The 24,545-nt window shown below is 44.2% G+C and carries 18 protein-coding genes; 4 read left to right on the top strand and 14 right to left on the bottom strand.

All coding sequences use genetic code 11. The features are described 5' to 3' along the window. The first annotated feature begins 19 nt into the window (after nt 1-19). On the top strand, nt 20-2,956 hold the full coding sequence (locus tag SKC37_RS05910) for a DEAD/DEAH box helicase (protein WP_377980605.1): 2,937 nt from the start codon (nt 20-22) through the stop codon (nt 2,954-2,956). Here SKC37_RS05910 and SKC37_RS05905 read toward each other — a convergent pair. Beyond that, on the bottom strand, nt 2,948-3,613 hold the full coding sequence (locus SKC37_RS05905) for a metal-dependent transcriptional regulator (protein WP_377980604.1): 666 nt from the start codon (nt 3,611-3,613) through the stop codon (nt 2,948-2,950). The genes SKC37_RS05910 and SKC37_RS05905 overlap by 9 nt on opposite strands. Before the next feature lie 72 nt (nt 3,614-3,685). Here SKC37_RS05905 and SKC37_RS05900 point away from each other — a divergent pair, with 72 nt between their 5' ends. After that, a complete protein-coding gene (locus tag SKC37_RS05900) occupies nt 3,686-5,008 on the top strand; it encodes an Nramp family divalent metal transporter (protein WP_377980603.1) in 1,323 nt (440 codons plus the stop codon). Here the strand turns inward: SKC37_RS05900 and ribD are convergent. The 8 genes from ribD to SKC37_RS05860 all read right to left on the bottom strand — a co-directional run bounded on the left by ribD (nt 4,956) and on the right by SKC37_RS05860 (nt 16,204). Continuing rightward, nucleotides 4,956-5,939: a bifunctional diaminohydroxyphosphoribosylaminopyrimidine deaminase/5-amino-6-(5-phosphoribosylamino)uracil reductase RibD gene (gene ribD, locus SKC37_RS05895; RefSeq protein WP_377980602.1), complete on the bottom strand. Its 984-nt coding sequence runs from the start codon at nt 5,937-5,939 to the stop codon at nt 4,956-4,958. The two genes, SKC37_RS05900 and ribD, sit on opposite strands and share 53 nt — an antisense overlap. Then, on the bottom strand, nt 5,929-9,003 hold the full coding sequence (locus SKC37_RS05890) for an efflux RND transporter permease subunit (protein WP_377980601.1): 3,075 nt from the start codon (nt 9,001-9,003) through the stop codon (nt 5,929-5,931). The genes ribD and SKC37_RS05890 overlap by 11 nt, the downstream gene beginning before the upstream one ends. A 7-nt stretch (nt 9,004-9,010) precedes the next feature. After that, nucleotides 9,011-10,102: an efflux RND transporter periplasmic adaptor subunit gene (locus SKC37_RS05885; protein WP_377980600.1), complete on the bottom strand. Its 1,092-nt coding sequence runs from the start codon at nt 10,100-10,102 to the stop codon at nt 9,011-9,013. A 62-nt stretch (nt 10,103-10,164) separates the two neighbouring features. After that, entirely contained in the window at nt 10,165-10,647 is a 483-nt protein-coding gene (locus tag SKC37_RS05880; RefSeq protein ID WP_377980599.1) for an Lrp/AsnC family transcriptional regulator, read from the bottom strand. Next, nucleotides 10,634-11,140 (bottom strand): gliding motility lipoprotein GldH, encoded by a 507-nt coding sequence (locus tag SKC37_RS05875; protein WP_377980598.1) that lies wholly within the window; start codon nt 11,138-11,140, stop codon nt 10,634-10,636. The genes SKC37_RS05880 and SKC37_RS05875 overlap by 14 nt, the downstream gene beginning before the upstream one ends. Then, on the bottom strand, nt 11,112-12,605 hold the full coding sequence (gene ricT, locus SKC37_RS05870) for a regulatory iron-sulfur-containing complex subunit RicT (RefSeq protein WP_377980597.1): 1,494 nt from the start codon (nt 12,603-12,605) through the stop codon (nt 11,112-11,114). The genes SKC37_RS05875 and ricT overlap by 29 nt, the downstream gene beginning before the upstream one ends. After that, nucleotides 12,595-13,881, bottom strand: coding sequence for a phosphoribosylamine--glycine ligase (gene purD / locus SKC37_RS05865; RefSeq protein ID WP_377980596.1), 1,287 nt, complete (start codon nt 13,879-13,881; stop codon nt 12,595-12,597). The genes ricT and purD overlap by 11 nt, the downstream gene beginning before the upstream one ends. A 7-nt stretch (nt 13,882-13,888) precedes the next feature. Further along, nucleotides 13,889-16,204 (bottom strand): RecQ family ATP-dependent DNA helicase, encoded by a 2,316-nt coding sequence (locus tag SKC37_RS05860; RefSeq protein ID WP_377980595.1) that lies wholly within the window; start codon nt 16,202-16,204, stop codon nt 13,889-13,891. A gap of 80 nt (nt 16,205-16,284) precedes the next feature. Here SKC37_RS05860 and SKC37_RS05855 point away from each other — a divergent pair, with 80 nt between their 5' ends. Continuing rightward, entirely contained in the window at nt 16,285-17,253 is a 969-nt protein-coding gene (locus tag SKC37_RS05855) for a KpsF/GutQ family sugar-phosphate isomerase (protein ID WP_377980594.1), read from the top strand. A gap of 3 nt (nt 17,254-17,256) precedes the next feature. Here the strand turns inward: SKC37_RS05855 and SKC37_RS05850 are convergent, their stop codons facing one another. After that, complete coding sequence (locus SKC37_RS05850) at nt 17,257-17,733, bottom strand: DUF4293 domain-containing protein (RefSeq protein ID WP_377980593.1); 477 nt, start codon at nt 17,731-17,733, stop codon at nt 17,257-17,259. A gap of 26 nt (nt 17,734-17,759) precedes the next feature. Beyond that, nucleotides 17,760-19,229, bottom strand: coding sequence for a 1-hydroxycarotenoid 3,4-desaturase CrtD (gene crtD / locus SKC37_RS05845; protein WP_377980592.1), 1,470 nt, complete (start codon nt 19,227-19,229; stop codon nt 17,760-17,762). A 90-nt stretch (nt 19,230-19,319) separates the two neighbouring features. On the opposite strand from crtD, the gene aspS reads away from it, so the two are divergent. After that, nucleotides 19,320-21,083 (top strand): aspartate--tRNA ligase, encoded by a 1,764-nt coding sequence (gene aspS / locus SKC37_RS05840; protein ID WP_377980591.1) that lies wholly within the window; start codon nt 19,320-19,322, stop codon nt 21,081-21,083. A 66-nt stretch (nt 21,084-21,149) separates the two neighbouring features. Here the strand turns inward: aspS and SKC37_RS05835 are convergent, their stop codons facing one another. Genes SKC37_RS05835 through SKC37_RS05825 form a run of 3 tightly spaced genes read right to left on the bottom strand, consistent with a single transcriptional unit; the run spans nt 21,150 to nt 24,478 of the window. Beyond that, entirely contained in the window at nt 21,150-21,779 is a 630-nt protein-coding gene (locus SKC37_RS05835) for a carbonic anhydrase (protein ID WP_377980590.1), read from the bottom strand. 1 nt (nt 21,780) lies between these two features. Further along, complete coding sequence (locus SKC37_RS05830) at nt 21,781-23,307, bottom strand: SulP family inorganic anion transporter (RefSeq protein ID WP_377980589.1); 1,527 nt, start codon at nt 23,305-23,307, stop codon at nt 21,781-21,783. Between the two features lie 34 nt (nt 23,308-23,341). Beyond that, on the bottom strand, nt 23,342-24,478 hold the full coding sequence (locus SKC37_RS05825; protein ID WP_377980588.1) for a toxin-antitoxin system YwqK family antitoxin: 1,137 nt from the start codon (nt 24,476-24,478) through the stop codon (nt 23,342-23,344). Between the last annotated feature and the right edge of the window lie 67 nt (nt 24,479-24,545).

The following is a 24,545-nucleotide window of genomic DNA, read 5'->3' as shown; positions in this document are numbered from 1 at the left end:
GAAATCGGGTCGTATTAAAATGAAAATCTCCCCTAACAAACCTTTCCAGGTTGTTTATTCTTTGTTGTCTCATGAATGCCTCGGATATTTATTCGACGTCTTTGTGGTACAGTTAAATGAGAAAGGTCAATTGACTTGGGAGTATCAAACGCTTACTTCCCGTAATTTCCATGAATTTGAACATGTCTTAGATGATCGTGATCGCACGGCCGTTGGGTTAATTGAAAGTATGAAGCCGGTAGCGGTGTATGAAAAATTCAATACCTCTAAGCGCAAGACGATGGAGGAATTCTATTTAAAGACGTGGGACGCGGAGAAAGGGGAGAAAGAGATTCAAGAGGCAGTGATGTCTGTCATTGAGAAGAAGAGAGGCCAAGTTTTTGGCTTAATTTGTCCCGATAAGACGCTTTTTATCATGGGTAATGATGGAAATCCGATGCGTCAGGCAGTCCAAATCGAGGCGGAGGCGGTGGATGTCTTATTCCACTTTATGCGAAACGACGAGAACACACATTATTTTCCTACCTTAAAATACCTAGGCAATAAACTAGAGTTCCAGTACAAAGACGCAGTCGTATTATGTGATGAGCCGGCTTGGATGCTGATGAACCAAAAGTTATATCACTTCAATCCTGAACTGGAGGGCAAGAAATTGCGCCCATTCTTGAACAAGAAGTTTGTCGCGATCCCGAAGAATATGGAGGAGGATTACTTCCGCAAATTCGTGAAGGCGATGGTGGCACGATATCCTGTTCATGCAAAAGGATTCGAGATTACGAATACGGAAAAACCAGTTCAATTCTTGCTTTCCTACGGCCCTACGGCCCCTAAAATAGAGGACGAAGAGACCTTGAAAAAGAAAGCAGCACTAGAGGCTGCGGATCGCTGGAACTTCGTGTTATCATTTCAATATGGCAATAACCGTTTCCCCTGGGATGGATTATCGTCCGAGGCAAATGTCCTTTTTGAGAAAAAAGGGGACAGCTATGCGTTCCAAAAAATCATGCGTTCCCACGTCAAAGAGAAACGGGCATTCCAACAGCTAAAAACCTTAGGGTTAAAGATGGAGCAGGATGGTCGTGCCTTTCTACAACGTGGTGATGCGGTTCAATGGTTAACTGCGAATAAAGAAGCGCTAGATCAAGCAGGCTTTGTGGTACAGTTTAAGGGCGACGGACAAGCTCCACGCTATTTCTTAGGAAAGCCAGAAATTAAGATTCGTATAGGTGAAAAACTAGACTGGTTCGATATTCAGGCGGTTATTTCGTTTGGGGAATTTCAAATTCCTTTCTTGAAAATTCGCCAATTGATTTTACAAAAGAAGAAAGAATTCCATTTGCCGGATGGTTCCATCGCGATGATCCCAGACAACTGGTTCCACGATTATCAAGATCTTTTCTACTTCTCTGAGACGCGTCCCGGCGAGGAGGGCGTGTTCTTACGTCGCCAGCATTACCAGCTCGTGCAGGAATGGGAGAACCAAGATTTGGTAAAAACCGCACTGAGAGCTAAAACAGTAAACGATTTAGCCCTTGAGGCAAAGGAATACCCGGTGCCTAAGAACTTCAAAGGAACGTTGCGTCCTTACCAATTAGAGGGCTACCGTTGGATGCGCACACGTCAGGCTGCTGGTTTAGGGGCTTGTTTGGCGGATGATATGGGTCTAGGTAAGACCGTACAAACACTTTGTTTATTGCAGAGCTTGAAAGAGCAAGGCGAGACCTTGCCTACCTTGCTCGTGATGCCTACATCCTTGTTATATAACTGGGAAATGGAGGCGAAGAAATTTACGCCGCAGTTACGTGTATTAGTCTATAGCGGACCTCAAAGAGAGAAGTTGCAGGCGCAAATTGGGAAAGTTGATTTGATTCTGTGTTCCTTCGGGATGGTGCGTTCGGACATCGAATGGTTCGAAAAGCAAGCATTTTCCTATGTGATTTTAGATGAGTCGCAGGCGATAAAGAATCCGTTAGCGAATATTACCAAAGCCGTTCAGAAATTAAATGCGAAATTCCGTCTCGTGATGACAGGGACTCCGCTCGAGAATTCGACGATGGACCTTTGGTCCCAAATGAATTTCGTAAACAGTGGACTATTAGGAACGCAGCGCTATTTCAAAGACCATTTCCAATTGCCTATCGAGAAGAAAGCGGATATGGAGAAGAAAAAGCGCCTTTATTTCCTAATTAAGCCCTATCTGTTGCGTCGTGAGAAGCGTCAAGTAGCTGCTGATTTACCAGAAAAAATGGAATCAGTGACCTATTGCTCGATGACCGAGGAACAAGAGCGCTTGTATGATAAGACTAAATCATTCTACCGGGATGTGTTGTTGAAACAGATTAAGGACGAGGGTTTACAGAAATCGCGCTTCTCAGTGTTACAAGGTTTGACGAAATTACGTCAGTTAGCGAACCATCCATCGCTATGTGAAGAGGGATATGCAGGCGATTCAGGTAAGATGGAGGCTGTGTTAGAAAAATTAGAGACCGTTTTAGAGCAGCATCACAAAGTATTAATTTTTAGTCAATTTGTTCAGCATTTGAACTTGATAAAAACCGCCTTAGAGGAACGCGAAATTCCGTATGCCTATTTAGATGGAAGTACGGTGGATCGTAAGGGTCAAGTAGAAAGTTTCCAAAAAGAGGACGGGCAATCTGTTTTCCTTATCTCCCTAAAAGCGGGTGGGGTAGGTCTAAACTTGACCGCGGCAGATTATGTATTCTTGTTAGATCCTTGGTGGAATCCAGCTGCGGAGGCTCAGGCTATCGACCGTGCGCACCGGATCGGCCAAAAGAAAACCGTATTCACCTATAAGTTCATTTCGAAAGAAACGGTGGAAGAGAAGATCCTCGCGTTGCAGCAACGCAAAAAGGATTTAGCTTCAGAGCTAGTGACTTCTGATGAGAGTATCCTACGCGCTCTAAGCGAGGATGAAGTACTGGATTTACTAAGCTAAGATTTTTACCAAAATGTTTTTTGCCACTTCATGACTGATGAAGATGGGCGCAGCTTCGTTGATGGAAACGAAGATGGATCGATCGAATTCGTTGATCTCCTGGATGTCTAGTTTTGCGCCTAAACTCAAATTCAACTTCGTTAGCAGTTGTAAGAAGACCGCCGAATCCTGTGCCACCCCCATCAATTTACACGTTTTGCTTTCCTTAATATCAGATAGATGAGAATAGGCTAATTCTGGTAGAACACCCTCTTTGTTTGGAATAGGATCGCCGTGTGGATCAGTTTTAGGGAATCCCAGGTATTCATCTAATTTATTGATTAATTGATCCGATTCTATATGCTCCAGTTGTTCCGCGATTTCGTGCACCTCGTCCCAATTAAAGTCCATTTTGTCCACTAAGAATACCTCCCAAAGTCGGTGCTTACGCACAATCGACAACGCAATTTTCTCGCCCTCTGCACTTAAGCGAACGCCTTGGTATTTTTGGTAATTCACCCAGCCTTTTTCGGCTAGTTTCCGCAACATGTCGGTCACCGATGCCGCTTTTGTCTGCATCAATTCCGCTACCGCGTTCGTAGAAATGTCCTCCGAAGTCGCCTCTGAGAGTCGGTGGATTACCTTTAAGTAGTTTTCTTCTGTGAATGAAATGGCCATAAGGTAAAGGTAGTAAATTTATTTTTTAGGTTAATCTAAAAAATATTTTTAAATTGTGTAAAATTTTACCTTATGTCGAGTCCTTGGCGTTCCAATCCGAAAATGAAATCCCTTTCCGAAGTGTTTGGGACGATTCCTGTACCCTCTGGGAACGGATTTTGGAAAAACTTGCGCGCCTTTATGGGACCAGGCTTTTTGGTCGCTGTGGGCTATATGGATCCAGGTAATTGGGCAACCGATTTAGCAGGAGGCGCCTCTTTCGGCTACACTCTATTGTCTGTCATTCTTGTCTCGAGCATATTTGCTATCATTTTGCAGCATTTGGCTTTAAAATTGGGGGTAGCTTCAGGACGCGATTTAGCACAGGCTTGTGGAGATGCATTTTCGAAGCCAGTCGCTATTTTTCTGTGGTTGGTTTGTGAGATAGCGATTGCTGCGTGCGATTTAGCGGAGGTGATAGGCTCAGCATTGGCACTTCAATTGTTGTTTGGTATCCCGATTTTAGCGGGTATCGTCATTACGATTTTAGATGTTTTCTTGATATTATATTTCCAAAACAAAGGGTTCAAAGTCATCGAATCCATCGTTTTGTCCCTTTTGATTATCATCGTTTGCTGTTTTGCCTACGAGTTATTCATCTCACAACCTTCCATTGCTGGAATCCTAGGTGGATTAGTTCCGCAAACTTCAGTGGTAATGAACCCTAGCCAATTGTACGTAGCTATCGGAATTTTAGGGGCAACGGTGATGCCACATAATTTATATCTGCATTCGAGTATTGTTCAAACCCGTGCCATCAAAGATACGGATGAAGACAAAGAAAAAGCGATTAAATATGCCACCTGGGATTCGACCATATCTTTGGGTTTAGCCTTTTTTATTAATGCCGGTATTCTGATTTTAGCGGCGGCAGCCTTTCACGGGAACAACTTGCAGCATGTGGCGGATATACGTGATGCATATCAGTTATTAGACCCCGTATTAGGTAGTAAATTAGCGAGTATCTTATTTGCCGTGGCCTTGTTAGCATCTGGACAAAATGCAACGTTGACCGGTACGCTTGCCGGCCAAATCGTGATGGAGGGATTCCTTGATCTACGGATCGCCCCTTGGTTGAGACGGTTGATTACTCGCTTGATTGCCATTATTCCGGCTTTCTTCATCACTTGGATCTACGGTGAATCGAAAATTGGGGAGCTGTTGGTCTTCTCTCAAGTGGTACTTTCGATGCAGTTAAGTTTCGCGGTGATTCCGCTGGTATTATTTACTGGGGATAAACAGAAGATGGGGAAATTTGCGAATTCATCGCTATTGCAAGGAATTGTTTGGGTGATAACCTCGATTATTTTGGGTCTGAATATGTACTTGCTGGGGCAGGTTTTAGGATTCCTTTAAACCAAGTATCGTCACCTAGGTAGTCAATAGCTCGCCATTTCAACGGCAGTTTAGGTTCAGGGATTCCTTCATTAAGCGTTTTGGGGCTTCTGATTTTCCAAACTTCATCCACAAGCCCGTGGGCAAACAACATTTCCATCGTTTTCGCACCGCCTTCTACTAGGATCGATTGAAGAGGTAGGGCAGCTACTTCCGCTGATGAACGCAAAATGATTGTCTCTCCGCCATCTGTTAAAACGTTTGATTTCACCGGAATTCTATCGGATGGATCTAGCACAATGCGTACAGGATTTGTACCCGGTACTAATCGAGTCGTTAGCGTTGGATTGTCGTTAATAATGGTTTGGACACCCACTAAAATTCCTTGGTGTTCAGCGCGCATTTGATGTACACGTATGGCCGATAATTCAGTAGACAACTGAACCGGCACACCCCTTAGGCCAGCGATGAATCCATCTGCGCTAACGGCATATTTAAATGTAATGTAAGGCCTTTTCATGCGGTGAAAAGTGAAGAAGTGTCGGTTAATCCATTCGCCTGTTTTAGCGCCTAATCCGATGTGACAAGTGATTCCCGCGGATTCTAGTTTTTCTACTCCTTTTCCTGCTACGAGCGGATTAGGATCTAGGTTTGCTATATAGATAGTGGTTATACCAGATTGAATCAGTAAATCAGCACAAGGAGGGGTTTTGCCAAAATGGGAGCAAGGCTCTAAGGTCACATAGGCCGTTGCGCCTTTCACAGAGGTGGTTGCATTCGCAACTGCATTTACTTCTGCATGCGGACCTCCATACTGTTGGTGATATCCTTCGCCAATGATGCGGTCATCTTTGACAATCACACAGCCGACCAAAGGATTAGGGGCAACGCGCCCTGAACCTAACAAGGCTAGGTCGAAAGCGCGCTGCATCCAAATTTCTTTATTCGGCATTAACTGGTTTTCGGTTACTCGATAAATAGCTGTAAATCGCAGGAATGATGTATAATGTTAAGGTCGTAGAGAATAACATGCCACCTACAACGGCTATACCCATCGAAACCCTACTTTGTGATCCAGAACCTAACGCTAAGGCGATTGGTAAAATACCTAAAATTGTACAAAGCGAAGTCATAATGATGGGACGGAAACGAGCAACAGCTGCTTCTTGTACGGCTTTTACTTTCTCTGATCCAGCTTCTTTACGTTGGTTTGCAAATTCCACGATTAAGATACCGTTTTTCGTCACCAGACCGATAAGAACGATGATGCCGATTTGAGAGAAGATATTCAACGTTTGACTGAAATCCCAAAGCGTTAATAATGCTCCAGCTACCGCTAAAGGAACGGTAAACAAGATGATAAATGGATCTACGAAGCTTTCGAATTGGGCTGAAAGGATCAAATAGATCAATAAAATGGCTAGAGCGAAAGCGAAAAGTAGAGAAGAGCTAGACTCTTTGAATTCCTTACTTTGACCATCATACGCAGTAGAGAATGATACGTCGAACGTCTCTTTCGCTAATTTGTCCATTTCGTTCAAAGCTTCCCCTAAGGTCACACCTTTCGCCATTTGTGCCGTTACGGTAGCCGCAACATAGCGGTTGTAACGGAATAGTTGAGGGGGTGTACTTTGCTCTGTAATCTTCACCAGGTTATCTAATTGGATCAAATCTCCCCGGTTATTTTTCACATAGAGGGACTTCAAGTCTGATACGTCATTCCGCATCGGTCGGTCGATCTGGCCGATGATTTGGTATTGCTTTCCGTCCATGACGAAATAGCCAAAACGTCTGCCTGAAAGGCCTAATTGCAAGGTCGTCGCCACATCTTGGATGGAAACTCCTAGGTTTTGTGCTTTATCGCGGTTGATTTCAAGGCGCAATTCTGGTTTCGTAAACTTCAAGTTTACATCTGCCATCTCGAACTTCGAACTTTCCCGAACTTTGGCCATAAATAACGGAATATTCTTCTTCAAACTCTCGAAAGTTGATGCTTGAATAACGAATGCCACGGGTAAACCACCGCCACCACGTTGTCCCGTGGACAGAGTCGGTTCTTGGATTAAGGTCGCTCTAGCACCAGTGAATTTTTTGATCTTTGGCTGGATCTCATCCGCTATTTGTTGCTGCGTTCTACGTCCTTCCGGATCTGCTAAAATAACGCGCATAGTTCCCGTATTCGAACCGCCATTTCCAAATGGTGGGGACGTAATGGAGTAAACGGCATAGCGTTCGTGCGCTGGAATATCCGTCATCAAGAACTTAGCCATTTCATCGGTATAGTTCAACATATACTCAAAAGTCGCACCTTCAGGGGCCGTTGCACTGACACGCAATCCCCCTCTATCCTCTAAAGGAGCTAATTCAGATGGTATAGCTTCGAATTTAAACAGGGCATAAATAATGCCAAATAAGGAGAACATAATCACCCAAGCCATCCAACGAATTTTGATAAAGGCAGCTAAAGAGTCTTCGTATCCTTTTGTCAACGCTACAAAGAATGGTTCCGTTACGGTGTAAAACCAAGGTTTTGTATGACTTCCTTTCAATAAACGCGAACTCAACATAGGTGTCAAAGTCAACGAAACGAAAGCAGAAATAATCACGGATCCAGCAACTACGATCCCGAACTCCCGGAATAAACGTCCTGTAATTCCTTGTAAGAAAATCACCGGCAAGAATACGGCTGCTAATGTAACGGTCGTTGAAATAACGGCAAAATAAATCTCTTTAGATCCTTCTACGGCCGCTTCCCAGGGGCTGAGACCCTCTTCGATTTTGGTGTAAATATTCTCTAAAACCACAATCGCATCATCCACTACAAGTCCGATCGAAAGTACGATACCTAATAAAGTCAATACATTGATGGAGAATCCAGCCAAATACATAAAGAAGAACACCCCAATCAAACTAACCGGAATGGCCGTCAATGGAATGATCGTCGATCTCCAGTCACGCAAGAACAAGAAGATGATAATGGTTACCAATAAAATCGCAGTGAAGATGGTTTCTTCCACTTCTTCGATTGATTTACGCACATATTTCGTATTATCGAAACCTTCTTTCATTTCCACATCTGCTGGCAGAGTCAAGCGAATTTGCTCCACTTTCTTGTGGATGGCATCTACGATTTGAATTTGGTTCGAACCAGGTTGCGGAATTACCGCGATGGAAATCATCGGTTTTAAATCCCGCTTGAAGAATGTTTTGTTGTTTTCTGGCGATAGTTCTGCCCTCCCTACATCAGAGAATTTTACCGAACGATCACCCTCTTCCTTGATGATCAAATTATTGAAGTCCTCCTCCGTAGTCATACGACCCTGAGTTCTCACGGTTAATTCCGTGTTCGCTCCCTCGATACTCCCACTTGGTAATTCGATGTTTTGTTTCGCTAACGCGTTCACAATATCAGGCGCCGTCAAACGGAAAGACGCTAAGCGTTCCGGATCGATGTGCAAACGCATCGCATATTTCTGCTCTCCCCACAATTGTACGGAACTAACGCCCGGAATCGTTTGGAATTTCTCTTTGATATTTCGCGTGGCTAATTCATTCAATGAAAGCAAGTTACGCGTAGAAGAGAATACGTTAATGTTGTAAATTGGGTTTGCATCCGCATCGGCTTTCGCTACGATGGGCGGATCCACGTCTTTAGGTAATTGACCCATCGCACGAGATACGCGGTCACGCACGTCGTTCGCAGCATCTTCTATATTTACTGAAAGATCAAATTCTACCGTGATACTTGAACGGCCATCCCGACTCGAACTGGATAGGGTACGAATACCAGCGATACCGTTAATCGATTCTTCTAAGGGCTCGGTGATTTGGGATTCAATAATGTCTGCGTTTGCTCCTGTATAGGACGTTTGCACGTTCACTACCGGTGGATCAACGGATGGATATTCACGAACCCCTAAATAGGTATATCCGATGATGCCAAATACGATAATCGTGATGGACATCACAATCGAAAGTACCGGTCTTTTTATACTAATCTCTGAGAAAGATGCCATAGGGGGGTTATTTTACGACTTCTTTAATTTCTACGTCACCGTCTGGTTTTACCTGAATAATACCGTTCGTAATCAAGGTGTCTCCTATCGAAAGGCCATCTAGAATCTCCACCGTTTTGTCGCCTCGCGTTCCCAAAGTCACTTTCGTCGACACCGATTTACCATTTTTCACTACATATACTTTATTGCCTTTCGCTTCAGGAATCACAGCCTCTGTAGGGATCATGATGGCTGAACCTTTCGTTTTTAAGATCAAATTCACCTTAGCAAAGGCCCCTGGGACTAATTGATTGCCCGGATTAGGTGCTTGAGCCCGAATTTGCAAGGTTCTTGTTTGTGGATCAATCTTAGGATCAATCGCATAAACTCGACCGATAAACGTCTTTTCCTCGTTCTCCGTCATAAATTCGATCGTTCCTCCATTTTTTACTTCGGTAGCGTATTTAGCGGGAATAGCGAATTCAATTTTAGCCGGATTTGTGTTTGTTAAGGTAGCGATTTGCGTACTAGGAGAAATGTAGCTTCCCATACTCACATAGCGAAAGCCAATTCTACCAGCAAATGGGGCGCGCAACGTCGTTTTTAGGATCTGGGCTTTTAAGTCTTCAATGTCTGCTGAAATCGTATTCACTGAATTTACCGCAATGTCATATTCGCGTTGAGAGATGGCTTCCTTTTGAAGTAGCACCTTTTGGCGGGCTTCATTATCCTCCGCTAATTTTTTGTTAAAACCTAGCTTGCGCAGACGTGCTTGCAAATCATCGTCATTGATGCGAAGTAAAACGGTCCCCTTTGCCACCACATCTCCCTCTTTGATATTCAATAGAATGATACGACCTGCTATTTCAGAACGAATTTCGACTTCTTCATTCGGCAAAATTGAACCCGTTGAGCTGATCATATCGTCTAAACGTGTCGATTTTACCACCGTTACTATAACGGATGTTTTGCCTCCCTTGCCACCTGGGCCACCTTTTTCTTTTCCTTTTTCTTTTGTTTCAGCGGAGAAAAAAGTCTTTTTGATTTTCGGATAAAATGCCAAACCCAAGATCAGGGCAATGGTCAATACCGACAGAAGCGTCTTTGTAATTTTATTCATGTTACTAGGTTTTCATACTAAGGTAATCAAATCTGAGGAAAGGCTTACCCTAATTTATAGGCTTATTTTGTTAAAGAATTAGAAATCCAGGGCATAAAATGTTCATTTTCCACTTCATTCATAACGAAATGACTCTGAGCATTTCCAATATTTTTTATACTAGCTAATTTATGCAGGATGAATTCCCTGTATTCATCCATGTCAGTTACAACAATTTTAAGTAGAAAATCGCTGTGTCCAGACACGCAATAACATTCCTGCACTTCGGCTAAATTCATTACATCCTTTTCGAACTGATTCAAATACTCCGCCGCATGTTCCTTAAGCGATATATCACAAAACACCGTCAACGATTTTCCTAGCTTGGCGGGATTAATCATAGCCCGATATCCGGTGATTACGCCTTCTTTTTCCATCCGTTTTATCCGCTCATGGATAGGTGTGGCACTCATTCCTAGACGTGTAGCCATTTCTTTATTGGACAAAAAAGCATCTTCGTGCAGAAATGCGAGGATCTTTTTATCGATGTCATCAATTTTTGCCATTTGCTCTTTTTTCTAACAATAGTCCCATTGATACCATTCCAGCTAATGTGTCAACGCGCATCGCTTGTTCTAGTTGAATTTGGTATTTCCCGGCACGGGGAAATTTCAAATCAGCATAAATCAGGAATTTTTTCTCATAGATATCTCCAAAACCATCTCCTTTAGGCTTTCCTGAAACAGGATCGTATAAAATGGTTTCAGCTAAGCCTTTTTGAATGGTTTTCCCTTTTCCATCGATGATACTAGGGCTGAAATACAAGTTGTAAAAGGGGTAGGCGTTGTTTTGACGAACAATCACATACATAGCATAGGAAGAAAGCGTATCCTCCACAGTTAGGGCAAACTGTATCGGTTGCTTTTGAACCCATCCCAGATCTTCTTTAAAACTAGTTGTTTCATCCAAGAGCACATTAGAATCGCTACAGGCAAATAACAACAGTCCCAAGAGGGAAATTACTCCTAGACTATGCTTCAGGGGTAGGCGCTGCACCATCTCTTGGAGGTCTTGGTTTAAACTTCTTTTTCTTCTTGAATGGCTTCGGTGTAGCCGTTGCCCCATCTGTTGCAGGTGCACTTCCATCCGGTCTTGGAGGACGGTTTTCGCCTTCTGGCCTAGGTCCTCGTTCAGGACGCGGTCCCCGGTTTTCGCCTTCTGGTCTTGGAGGTCTAGGCGGACGATTTTCCCCATCGGGGCGTGGCACTCTATTCTGTCCCTCTGGACGAGGTCCACGATCAGGACGAGGTCCTCTCTCTGGACGTGGCCCGCGATCTTGCCCTTCAGGGCGTGGTCCGCGATTTCCTCCATCGCGATTTCCTCGATTGTTTCGGTTGTTGCGATTGCCGGATTTTACCCCACCGTATTTCTTGTCCATCCGCTCTAAATCAGAGTTTAGCTCAGATACGGTAGGTTTTTCCACCGCTGGAGCATCTGGATTTAGATCTTCAAACGACTCTGGAATTATCCCTTTCTTATTTAAATCAACAATTTCTGCCACGCGATCACAGCTCACCGGAATCCAGATAGCCTCTTCGCCCACAATCCCGAACCACATCATCCGCTTGAAAATGTCCGTCTTCTGCAAGATGGCTTCCCCGCGTTTTGTTTTTAATCTACCCTCTATCGTAGGGATGCTTTTCAAAGCATCCATATAGGTTTCTAATTCGTAATTCAAACAGCATTTCAAACGACCACATTGGCCACTTAATTTGACTGGATTCAAAGATAAGTTTTGGTAACGTGCCGCTGAAGTAGTTACGTTCTTGAAATCAGATAACCAGGTAGAGCAGCATAATTCGCGACCGCAAACCCCGATTCCGCCTAATCTTCCCGCCTCTTGACGAAGAGATATCTGCTTCATTTCGACGCGAATCTTGAATTCTGTCGCTAGAAGCTTGATTAATTCGCGGAAATCGACGCGGTCTTCAGATGAATAGTAGAAGATTGCTTTGGCCCCATCGGATTGGAATTCCACATCCGAAAGTTTCATATTTAGTTTTAGGTCGCTGATGATTTGACGACCACGGTACATCGTAGGTAGGTCACGTGCCATTGCCTGCTCGTGCTTTTCGATGTCTTTTTCTGTCGCTACACGGAAGATGTTTTTAACCTTATCGTCGTCTTTGATATTCTTCTTTAATAATTGAAGACGAACAAGTTCCCCTTGCAAGGAAACAGTACCTAACTGGGTTCCGCTACTGGAATCGACCATAACGGCATCTCCGGTGTGTAATTCAAGTTGATCTACATTGCGGAAATATTCTTTTCTGCCTCCTTTGAACTTCACTTCCACGATGTGGTAGCGCTGGAAAGAGGGAACGTCTAAATCTGACAACCAGTCAAACACGTTCATTTTATTGCAACCACCTGAGCCACAACCGCCATTGCTTTGACAGCCTTTAACTTCGCCGCCTGCGCTGGTAGAGCCACATGACCCACTGGAACACGATTTACATGCCATATCTTAATACATCTAATCCGATGTCTCGTCTAAAGTTTTTACCCTCGAATTGGATGGTTTGAGCGGCCTTTTGTGATTTCTGGATCGCTCGCTCCAAGGTATTCGAAGTTCCAGTCAGCGCCATAACACGGCCACCGCTGGTGATAATATCGCCGTCTCTTGACGTCGTACCTGCATGGAAAACGATGGCGTCTTCCACTTTATCAATCCCAGTTAACACATCGCCTTTGCGGTATTCCTCAGGATATCCACCTGCCACTAACATCGTTGTTACAGCATATTGGTCCAAAATAGAAATTTTTTGTTCGCTCAACGTGCCATTGGAGGCTGCAATTAGCAAAGATAGGAAATCTGATTCGATTCTTGGTAAAACCACCTCCGTTTCCGGATCCCCCATTCTTGCATTGTATTCGATGACGTAGGGCTCGCCTTCGTGGTTCATTAAACCGATGAAGATGAATCCTTTGTAGTCAATATTTTCCGCTTTCAAGCCTTTAACAGTAGGTTCGATCACCTTTTGTGTCACAGCTTCCATAAATTTCGCGTTGGCGAAAGGAACAGGAGAAACGGCTCCCATACCGCCGGTATTCAAGCCTTCGTCGTTTTCTGCGATGCGCTTGTAGTCTTTCGCCTCTGGTAATACCACATAGTTTTCGCCATCTGTTAGAACGAAAACAGATAATTCGATGCCGCGTAAGAATTGCTCGATCACCACTTTAGAACTGGCGTCACCGAACTTTGCATCCAATAACATTTCGTTCAAGGCAGTCTCTGCTTCCTCTAAAGTCAGGGCGATAATCACTCCTTTACCCGCCGCTAAGCCATCCGCTTTTAATACAATCGGTAAAGATTGCGTCTGTAAATAGGCTAATCCATCAGCGATCGTGTCCTTTGTGAAAGTTTTCGATGCGGCTGTTGGGATGCCATATTTGTGCATAAAGTTCTTTGAGAAGTCTTTGCTTCCTTCGATTTGGGCACCTTCTGCGCCTGGTCCCACGATTCCTACGTGTTTCAGGTCAGCTTGTGATTCGATGAAATCACGCACCCCTTTTACTAACGGCTCTTCTGGGCCCACAACTACTAAACCTATGTCATGCCTACGAATCGCCGCAGCAATTCCCTCAAAATCGGTCACGCCAATCGCTAAATTAGTGCCGCATTGTGCGGTTCCCGGATTACCCGGAGCAATGTATAAGTTACCTAGGATAGGGCTTTGGCTAATCTTCCAAGAAAAGGCGTGTTCACGGCCTCCAGCACCTAATATTAAAACGTTCATATATGTATTAATTGGCTAATTCACTCAAAAATTTAATGCGCATTAATCGAAGCTCTTCTTCTGTCACGTCTTCGATATCACACGTTTCCAAGGCCTCTGCGATGTCATCCGTGTCCGCAGACATGAAGTATTCGTAGATTTCTTCTTGTTTATCTAGTTCCATCACTTGATTAATATAATAATCAAGGTTTAGTTTAGTGCCCGAGAAGCAGATGGTCTCGATCTCTTCGATCAATTCCGCCATGCTCACTTCTTTTTGCTCAGCAATCAGGTCTAAATCGATTTTGCGATCGACCTGTTGGATGATGTAAATCTTGATTTTTGACTTGTTGACGGTCGATTTCACCACTACCTCTTTCGCTGTCTCGATTTCGTTTTCTTCCACGTAGCGATTGATCACATCGAGGAATGGCTTGCCAAATTTCACGACTTTTCCCATTCCCACGCCGTTGATTTGGGCCATTTCATCCTGTGTGGTCGGATAAGTAGTCGCCATTTCTTCCAAAGATGGATCTTGGAAAATCACATAGGGAGGTAAATTTTTCTCTTTAGCGATTTTCTTACGCAGGGTTTTAAGAATGTCGAAGAGGGCGTCGTCATAGGCTTTGGCCCCTAAAGCAGCTCCCTCATCCTCATTTTCAGCAGGCTCCGCTTCTTTTTCGTAATCGTGGTCTTTGTAGAAAGTAATCGGGAAGGATTCCTTCAAGAAAGCTTGTCCAGCCTCACTTAAACGCAGAACTCCGTAATTCTCAATGTCTTTTTCTAGCAGGCCATAAATGGCCATTTGCTTGATAAAGGAGATCCAAGGGGACTTTTCATCTTCGATAGGCACCGGCTTTGATGGCGTTTTGCGCATCTTCGGCTTCTTAGGCGTATCCTCGTCTCCGTCTTCATCCTCGTCCTCATCCTCCTCTTCGTCTACCTCTGGGGCAATCCAAGAAACCGTTTTTCCAGCGCCAAACAGCGATAATTTCTCCTGTTCGTGGCTCGCAATAAAGGAATTCGATTTACCCTCTAAGAAATCAGCGATATGTTCTGCATCGAATTGTTCGCCGGTTTGTTGCGCCGCTTTCAGCACAAGGCTAACCTCTTCTTCGGCCTTAAACGTAGGCGTAGGATGCATGCAATTGTCGCAGAAACCGCAGTTTTCAGCCATATGCTCCCCAAAATAGTGAAGCAATTGCTTGCGACGGCAAACACCTAAATTCGTGTAATAAACCATTTCAGACAAGAGAATTTTCGCATTCTCTTTCTCCGTAACGGCCTTATCTTTATTAAACTTATCTAATTTCAATATGTCATCGTAGGTATAGAACAAGATACATGTTCCATCCAAGCCATCGCGACCCGCGCGACCTGTTTCCTGGTAATAACCCTCTAGCGACTTAGGAGCATCATAGTGAATGACAAAACGCACATCTGGTTTATCGATTCCCATTCCAAAAGCGATAGTCGCCACCATCACATCCACTTCCTCATTCAAGAAAGCTTCTTGATTTGCCATTCGTACCTGCGGTTCTAAACCAGCGTGGTAAGGAAGCGCTTTCACGCTGTTCACGTGTAATAATTCCGCAATTTCCTCGACGCGCTTTCTGGAAAGGCAATAAATAATCCCCGCCTTACCGTTATGCGACTTAATGAAACGGATTAATTGCTTATCGATATCTTTCTTCGAGCGGATCTCATAATAGAGATTTTTGCGGTTGAAAGAGGATTTGAAAACAGTCGCATCTTCCAGATTTAAGGTCTTTTGGATGTCGATTTGTACCTTAGGCGTAGCCGTCGCTGTTAAAGCAATGATGGGCATTTTCTCATCGATTGTCTCGATGATGGTACGAATCTTGCGGTATTCCGGTCTAAAATCGTGTCCCCATTCGGAGATACAGTGAGCCTCGTCGATCGCGACAAAGGAGATTTTAGCCTGTTTTAAGAAGTTCAGGTTCTCTTGTTTGTTTAGTGATTCCGGGGCGATGTACAATAATTTCACGGCTCCAGAGATCACTTCGGCCTTTACCCGGTTGATTTCAGCACGGGTTAAAGAGGAATTTAAGAATTGAGCATTGATGCCAAAAGCCAACATTTGATCTACCTGATTCTTCATCAATGCGATCAAAGGCGAGATAACAATCGCTGTTCCTTCCATTACAATCGCCGGTAATTGATAGCAAAGCGATTTGCCTGCCCCAGTAGGCATCAGAACGAAACTATTCTTTCCTTGAACGGTATTTAGAATAATGGCTTCTTGTTCACCCCGAAATTGGCTAAATCCAAAGGTTTTTTTTAGCTGTTCCTTTAAGCTATCGATCGTAATTGGATGGGGCATAATTTGATTAATGGGTTGTTTCGGCGATGATTAGATTCTGCGGGCTTCTACTTATCTTTGCCCTACAAATTCTTCTAACATTGAAATTAAGCAAAAATATCCAATCCACAGCAAAAAAAGTTTTGACACAGGAAGCAGAGGCCATTCTGCAAGTGAGCGCCGGAATTAATTCGGATTTTGAGGCTTGTGTAGAACATTTGTTGAGCATCCCGGGGCGCATTGTCTTCACGGGAATCGGTAAATCGGCCATTATTGCCCAGAAAATTGTAGCGACGATGAATTCCACCGGAACGCCGGCCTTGTTTATGCACGCGGCGGATGCGATTCACGGGGATTTGGGGATGATTCAGGACGGTGATGCGGTGATCTGTATTTCGAAGTCAGGCGATACGCCGGAAATCAAGGTGTTAGTTCCTTTGATCAAGCGTTTGCAGGTGAAATTGATTGCGATGGTATCGAATAAGCATTCGTATTTAGGCCAGCAATCAGATTATATTTTGCACGCTTTGGCGGAGCAAGAGGCGGATTTGTTGAATCTGGCACCTACGACATCGACGACGGTGGCTTTGGCTTTAGGCGATGCGTTAGCGGTTTGTTTGTTAGAATGCAAAGGATTTACGGCACAGGATTTTGCCAAATACCATCCAGGCGGCGCCCTAGGCAAACGCCTTTATTTAAAAGTGGGCGACATTTATCCCACTCACGAATTCCCAGCCATCTCCCACACGTCCTCCATCCAGGAAGCGATCCACGAAATTTCCTCGAAGCGCCTAGGTGCAACGGCAGTATTGGATGCGCAAGGAGAATTAGCCGGAATCATTACGGATGGCGACGTTCGTCGCACTTTAGAAAACTCGAAAGATTGGTCTGCGATTGTGTTAGCGGACATGATGAATACCACACCGAAGACGATTGAGGCGGAGGCATTTGCGACGGAGGCTTTGGCCATCATGCAAAGCAAAAATATCACACAACTGGTGGTGACGGCAAATAAAAAGGCCGTGGGATTTGTGCATCTCCACGACCTGTTGAAAGAGGGTATCGTCTAAAACTTAGCGCATACGGTTCGACGATTGCACCAGCATCTCGTCCTTGCGGATGAGGCGGTTCGCAATCATATTCGCTAGTAGGGAAACCACTAGCGCGTAGAATCCGTAGCCATATTTTCCCTGAATTTCTGGTTCAAATGTAGGCACCGCCTCCTTAAAGATCACCCAAAAAGCATAGCCCATCGCTCCAGCTAAAACTAGCGAATTGACTAGGCCTAGCATCATTTGACGCATGCGGTTTTTATATGAGAAGATCGTCACTAACGTGATAACCGTCGATAAAGTCACTAAAAGGGCAATCGCAATGTTACTGTGCGCGGCTACTTCTTTTCCATTTTGGAATAATTGCCATTGGTTCGAGAAAAGCTCAGCTTTTTGGCCTGAAGAGCCTATTTTTTGCCAAATAGATATGCCCGATGTTGCGATGGCATTGCCAATAATCGCTAAGGCTAAGAAAAGGGTTTGTGGTCTTTGAATCATAATTTTATATCAATGAATAGGCGAAATTACGCATTTTCTGCAAAAAGCTTCGCTGCAATTTTTGCCGAAGATAAACAAAGCGGAATTCCTCCGCCCGGATGGACGCTGCCGCCCACCCAATACAGGTTTTTGATGGCCTTGCGGTAATTCGGGTGGCGCAAAAACGCCGCGAAACGGTTGTTCGACGCATTTCCGTACAAGGCTCCACCGGCTGACGAAGTTCTAGCCTCGATGCTGCGTGGGTCTAATAGGTCTTCTGCGACGATGTGTTGCTCGATGTCTACGCCTAAGTTTCTCGAAAGTTTTTCGATTACATTTTTTCTCATTTTTGCCACCAGCGCATCCCAATCCTGTCCCTCGTTCGCCGGAACGTTCATCAAGATAAACCAGTTTTCGCCACCTGCAGGCGCATCTGATTTCTCTACTTTCGAAGAAATATGTAGGTAAATGGTCGGGTCGTCGTTAATCGTATTGTCTTCAAAGATGGCCTTGAATTCGCCCTGATAATCGTCAGAAAAGAAGATGTTGTGAACACCTAATTCGTCGAAGCTGCGGTTCATACCCCAGTAGAAGATGATGCCGGAGCTTGATTTGGGTTGGGTTAAGAGCTTTTTCGGTTGTGGTTCCTGTGCCAGCAGTTTCGTGTAACTCGGGCGAATGTCTGCGTTGCAGGCGATGTAGTCAAAGGTGTAATTTCCTTTTTCGGTCTCCAATCCAGTCGCGGTATGATTTTCGGTGGTGATGCGGGACACTTTCTCGTTGAAGTGAAAGTCCACACCTAGTTCTTCGGCGAGGCGGTGGAGTGCTCGAGGGATACTGATGATACCGCCTTTTGGGAAAAAGGCACCAAGGTTGTATTCTAAATGGGGAATGATCGATAAAGTCGCGGGCGTTTGGTAAGGATCCGAGCCGTTGTAGGTGGCGTAGCGGTCAAAAAGTTGGACCGTTTTCGGGTTAGTAAAACGCTTCGCGTGGGAGCGGTGCATCGTGTTGAAAAGTCCTAGGCGCGGAATATTCAGGTAGCCTTTCAGGGCTTTCCGCCCTGTCCAAGTCGACAAAGAATGTAAGGAATTATCGAGAAATAGATCGCTGATAATATGGTAGTTTTCTCCGATTTCGCGTAAAAAACGGGCTACGTTCTCCTCCGATTCGCCCAGTTCCGAAGCAATCGCCGCGGCTGTTTCTGCAGGCGCTGCGTTCGTTTGCAAGCGTGTGCCATCTTCCCAAAAGTAACGGCAAATCTCCGGCAATCGCTCATAACTGAAATAATCGCGGGGATTTTTGCCTGCCAGCGTGAACAATTCGTCCACTAAATGCGGCATCGTGAAAAGGGAGGGGCCGGCGTCAAAACGAAATCCGTTCGTTTCGATTTGGGCTAATTTGCCTCCAGGATAAGAATTCGCATCGAAAACGCTGACTTGGTGGCCCGCCACCGCGCTGCGAATGGCAAAGCCCAAACTACCCATTCCTGATCCAACAATCCCAATTTTTGACATAATTCAAAATTAAGTAAAAAAGAATAAAGCCCTAAATGTTTTTCTCTCCCTGCGCTTTTCCGTAATTTTGCCCGAATTTTAAAATTTTCTATGCTACGTACACATACAAATGGCGAATTGCGCATCGAACACGCGGGCACCGAGGTAACTCTTTGTGGCTGGGTTCAGCGTTCACGTGATAAAGGGGGGATGATTTGGGTGGATCTTCGGGATCGTTACGGGGTCACTCAATTGATGTTAGAAGAGGGGAAATCGTCTGCGGAGGCTTTGGCATTAGCGAGAGGATTAGGCCGTGAATTCGTCGTAGAAGCGAAAGGAATCGTGGTAGAGCGTTTGTCCAAAAACGACAAAATGCCCACTGGCGACATCGAAATCAAAGTAAAAGAATTGCGCGTATTGAATCCGGCAAAATTGCCTCCTTTCTTGATCGAGGACGAGACAGATGGCGGCGATGATATCCGTATGAAATACCGTTATTTAGACTTGCGCCGTAATCCCATTCGCGAAAGTTTGCAATTGCGCCACCACGTGGGCCGTGAAGTGCGTAATTACTTAGATAAGCAAGATTTTATCGAGGTGGAAACACCCGTTTTAATTAAATCAACGCCAGAGGGTGCGCGCGATTTCGTGGTTCCTTCTCGGATGAATCCAGGCGAATTTTATGCCTTGCCGCAATCTCCACAAACCTTTAAGCAATTATTGATGGTATCCGGTTTTGACCGTTACTACCAAATTGTAAAGTGTTTCCGTGACGAAGATTTGCGTGCAGATCGCCAGCCAGAATTTACCCAAATCGACTGCGAAATGTCGTTCGTGGAGCAAGAAGATATCCTGAATATGTTTGAGGGATTGATTCGCCATTTGTTCCAAAACGTGAAAGGCCTCGACATCGGCGAAGTGCCTCGCATGACTTATGCGGACGCGATGAAATACTACGGTTCTGATAAGCCAGACATTCGTTTCGATATGAAATTCGTGGAATTGAAAGGCGAGGGCGTGGATTTGACGTCTGGCAAAGATTTCCAAGTTTTCGATGCAGCGAACACGGTGGTAGGTATTTGCGTGAAAGGCGCAGCCGAATACACCCGCAAGCAAATCGATGAATTAACTGATTTCGTTCGCCGCCCACAAATCGGTGCGAAAGGATTGATTTACGCACGCGTTCAAGCGGACGGCGTAGTGAAATCATCTGTAGATAAATTCTACTCAGAAGCAGATTTAGCTACTTGGGCTGCGGCATTTAATGCAGAGCTAGGAGACTTAATTTTAGTGCTTTCAGGAGACGGAGATAAAGTGCGCAAGCAATTAAACGAACTTCGTTTAGAGATGGGAACGCGTATGGGTTTACGTGACCCTAATAATTATACCGTACACTGGGTAGTGGATTTCCCATTATTAGAGTACGGAGAGGAAGAGGATCGTTGGTTTGCGATGCACCATCCGTTCACGAGCCCTAAGCCAGAAGATATTCCATTGATGTTAGCCGGAGAATTCGGCAAGGTTCGCGCAAACGCTTACGATTTAGTCGTGAATGGTGTAGAAGTAGGAGGAGGTTCGATTCGTATCTTCCAAAAAGACCTACAATCCAAAATGTTCGAAGTCCTTGGATTCACTCCAGAAGAGGCGCAAGCACAATTCGGATTCTTATTAGATGCCTTTGAATATGGGGCGCCGCCGCATGGTGGTTTGGCCTTTGGTTTTGACCGTCTTTGCTCTTTATTTGGAGGAACAGATTCAATTCGTGATTATATCGCTTTCCCTAAGAACAACGCTGGGCGCGACGTGATGATCGATTCACCATCTCCACTAGCGCAAGCGCAGTTAGATGAATTGAAGATTAAGACGACGGTTTAGTCGATTAGATAGGAAAAAAAAGGGGGGCCGCGCAGCGGCCCCCTTTTTTTATGCAAACTTGTAAGCTTAAAAATCGTAATGAAAAACGGGACTCGTCCATTCGCCCGCGTTAATATTCAATACCTCCTTGATTTCACCGTGGTGAATATCAAAAACCCAGCCATGTAAATGAGGGAACTTGCGTTTTTCCCAGGCCTTTTGAACGATGGTCGTTTTAGCCAAATTCTGAATCTGTTCCGCCACATTCAACTCAACTAAGCGATTGAATCGCGCCGTCTCATCCGCAATTTCATGTAAGTCGGTATAGTGCTTCTCGTATACCTCTTTAATATTACGAAGCCACTTGTTGATTAATCCAAAATCATGGTTCGTCATCGCTGCCTTTACCCCTCCACAGTTATAGTGGCCGCAAACGATGATGTGTTTTACCTCTAAAACTTCCACCGCATATTGCAAAACAGATAGTAAATTGATGTCCGTATGCACGACCATATTGGCCACATTGCGGTGCACAAAAATATCACCTGGATCCGCATGTGTAATTTCTTCTGCTGGAACGCGGCTATCAGCACAGCCGATCCAAAGAAAAAGTGGATTTTGGTCTTTCGATAAATTGTCAAAATAGCTAGGATCTAATTCGAGGCGCTCGCTTGCCCAAGCTTTATTGCTTAGCAGTAATTTTTTATATTCTTTCATCTTATTTCTTTTTAAGGTCGACTTCGATGCCGCGCTCCTGTGCTGTACTGATAAACTCTTGAATCAATAAGTTAATGTCATGGTCCATAAAATGCACCTTCGTGGTATCGATATAGACTTCTGATCCCACAGGTATTTTACGCAAGGTTTCTTTTAGCTGCATTTTATGCAAGAACGTCACATCTTTCTGGAATTTAATTAAAATTTCATTGCCATTTTTGAAAACGGTAAACACGGAAGAATAATTTGTAATGACTACAAATGCCAAACCTACTAAGGTTCCTACGAATATTCCCCACAATAAATCGACACCAACCACCACGGCCACGGTCACTAAAAAGGGAACCCATTGCTTCCAACCCTCCGCAAATACTTTTTTGAACTCCTTAGGATGTGCTAATTTATATCCTGTATATAATAAAATACTCGCTAGGCAGGAAAGTGGAATTCTGTTTAAATAGAATGGCAAAGCTAGTACCGCTACGAGTAATAAGACACCATGAAAAAATCCAGACATACGGGTCTTTCCACCGGCATAAATGTTCGTGGATGATCGAACGATCACAGAAGTGATAGGGATTCCACCGAGTAATCCACTAGTTATGTTTCCTATTCCTTGCGCTAATAGCTCTCTATCTGGCGATGAAATTCGTTTTAAGGGGTCCAAAGAATCTGTCGCTTCTAACGACAATAAGGATTCTAAAGAGGCTACGATGGCCAAAGTGATGGCGACTGAATACACTTTGGGATTCGTAATAAAACTCCAGTCAGGGGAAACCAAACCGCTCAATATTTCGCTACTTGAAGCAAAAATGGGCAAGTTAACCATGTGGTCTTTCGAATCACCCAAATACCAGGCTGGGTTCCAAAGTGCTAATCCCTCGTTAATTCCAACACCAGCCAAAACCACAAATAAAGAAGCTGGTAGGGCATTCATCCAGGAGAATTTTTGGCCTAATTTTGTCCAAGAAAATAAAATAACAAGCCCTATAACGGAAATAAGTAGTGCGCCCATTTTGATAGAAGCGAGCGACTTTAAAATTTCGGTAAAGGTATTTTCTCCATCTTTTTGGTCAAATTCAAATTCTCCTATAAAGTCTAAATCATCTCCGATCGCATGCGGAATTTGTTTCAAAATAATGACGATTCCAATTGCCACTAACATTCCTCGTATAACCGATGAGGGGAAAAAACCGCCAATTTTTCCCATTTTTAAAAATCCTAAGGCGACTTGAATAAGACCGGCAACGATAACAGCTACTAAAAATCCTGGAAAAGATCCTAAGTCACCAATAGCCGTGGCGACAATAATGGTTAAGCCTGCTGCAGGGCCGCTCACTGAAAGTTCTGATCCGGATAAAAACGAAACGAGCGTTCCGCCCACAATTCCTGCGACAAGACCTGCTAATAATGGAGCACCTGAAGCTAATGCAATTCCCAAACATAGGGGTAATGCGACTAAAAAGACCGCTATTCCTGATTTCCAATCCCCTTTTAGAAAGGATTGAATGTATTCTGATTGTTTCATAAGGTTGTTTAATTAATGAGTTATGTAGGTCAAATTAAACATCTAAATCGGGCGGCGTTAAGGGAATATTGAAATACCCTGCAGAAAGATCGAATCGCAGGTCGGGCGCTTTTGTTAGCCCAAAGTAATGGGTCAGTACATTAAATGAGGTATGGCGAATGATATCTGCATCCTCTGTTGAATCCTCATCTTCAGAATCTTCGTCATCGGAGTCCATTGGGGGAACCTGTAAAGGCTTACGTTGTGAAATGGGTTCTTTAGCCTGGAAAATTACCTTTGATTGTTGATCTCTTTCCTGAATCAACAAAGGCTCCGTCGGATCGAATTTGTCCTTACCGTATTTCCATTCTTTTTTTAATCGTCCACCACTCCCAAACTCGTGGTATTCTCTCCAACGGCCCACTTTCACGCTATCGTCCAAGCGTCCATCTTCTTTCAAACTCCCACTCGGGTAAAAGGCGAAATAAGTGCCGCGTACCTTGCCATATAAACGAGGAATGATCTCTTTGATCTTCTTATTAGTAGTGTCGTAATAGTGAATAGTGGAGCCAGTGGTATAGCCTTTCTCGTAATATACCTTGTTCTCTAATTCATTTTCTGGACCATAGGTTTCCCAGCGCCCATCTTTTACCCCCATAAAATAGAAGCCCTCTTCGATAAGTTTTTGGTTGACATATTTCTTGAAAGGGCCATGACAGATTTGTGCATTTTTGGCGTCTTTCGTGGGGATAGAAACAACTCGGGATTGCGAGGGGTCAAAGATGAAAATTTCCGCAGCATAGGGACTTAAGGCCTCGTCTTCGACATATTTTACGACGTTCACTTCTTCCACGGTCATGCGAACACCACTTCCATAATTGCCTAGTTTGTGTTCCGTTTTGATGCCGGCATATTCGTCTCGGGGTTGAAGTTTTTTCTTCGTTGTTTTGACGATTTTTTTGCCCAAATCCTTGACGCCTAAACTCTCAATAAAGGCCTTGCTATCCTCTTTAAATTTTTTCGCTTCAGCTGCCTTACTTTCTAAGCCAGTGGAGAGGCGTCCGTTAAATAAACCGTTTTCATGAACAGAGGTGTCTATCAGCGGCTTATTGGTGGAGATAGCCCTATTCTGTGCATGGACCGCTAGGTTCAAACAAAGGAATAAACAGAAAAGGGCAACACATATACGCATAGTGGAGTACTAAAAATATTTCCCAAAACTACGAATTAAACTTATTACCTGACGGACTTTGTGTATT

This window comes from Aquirufa esocilacus, assembly GCF_042715595.1.
GTDB classification, from domain to species: domain Bacteria; phylum Bacteroidota; class Bacteroidia; order Cytophagales; family Spirosomataceae; genus Aquirufa; species Aquirufa esocilacus.
The sequence above is the reverse complement of the archived record's forward strand: the minus strand, read 5'-3'. Positions and strand labels throughout refer to the sequence as shown.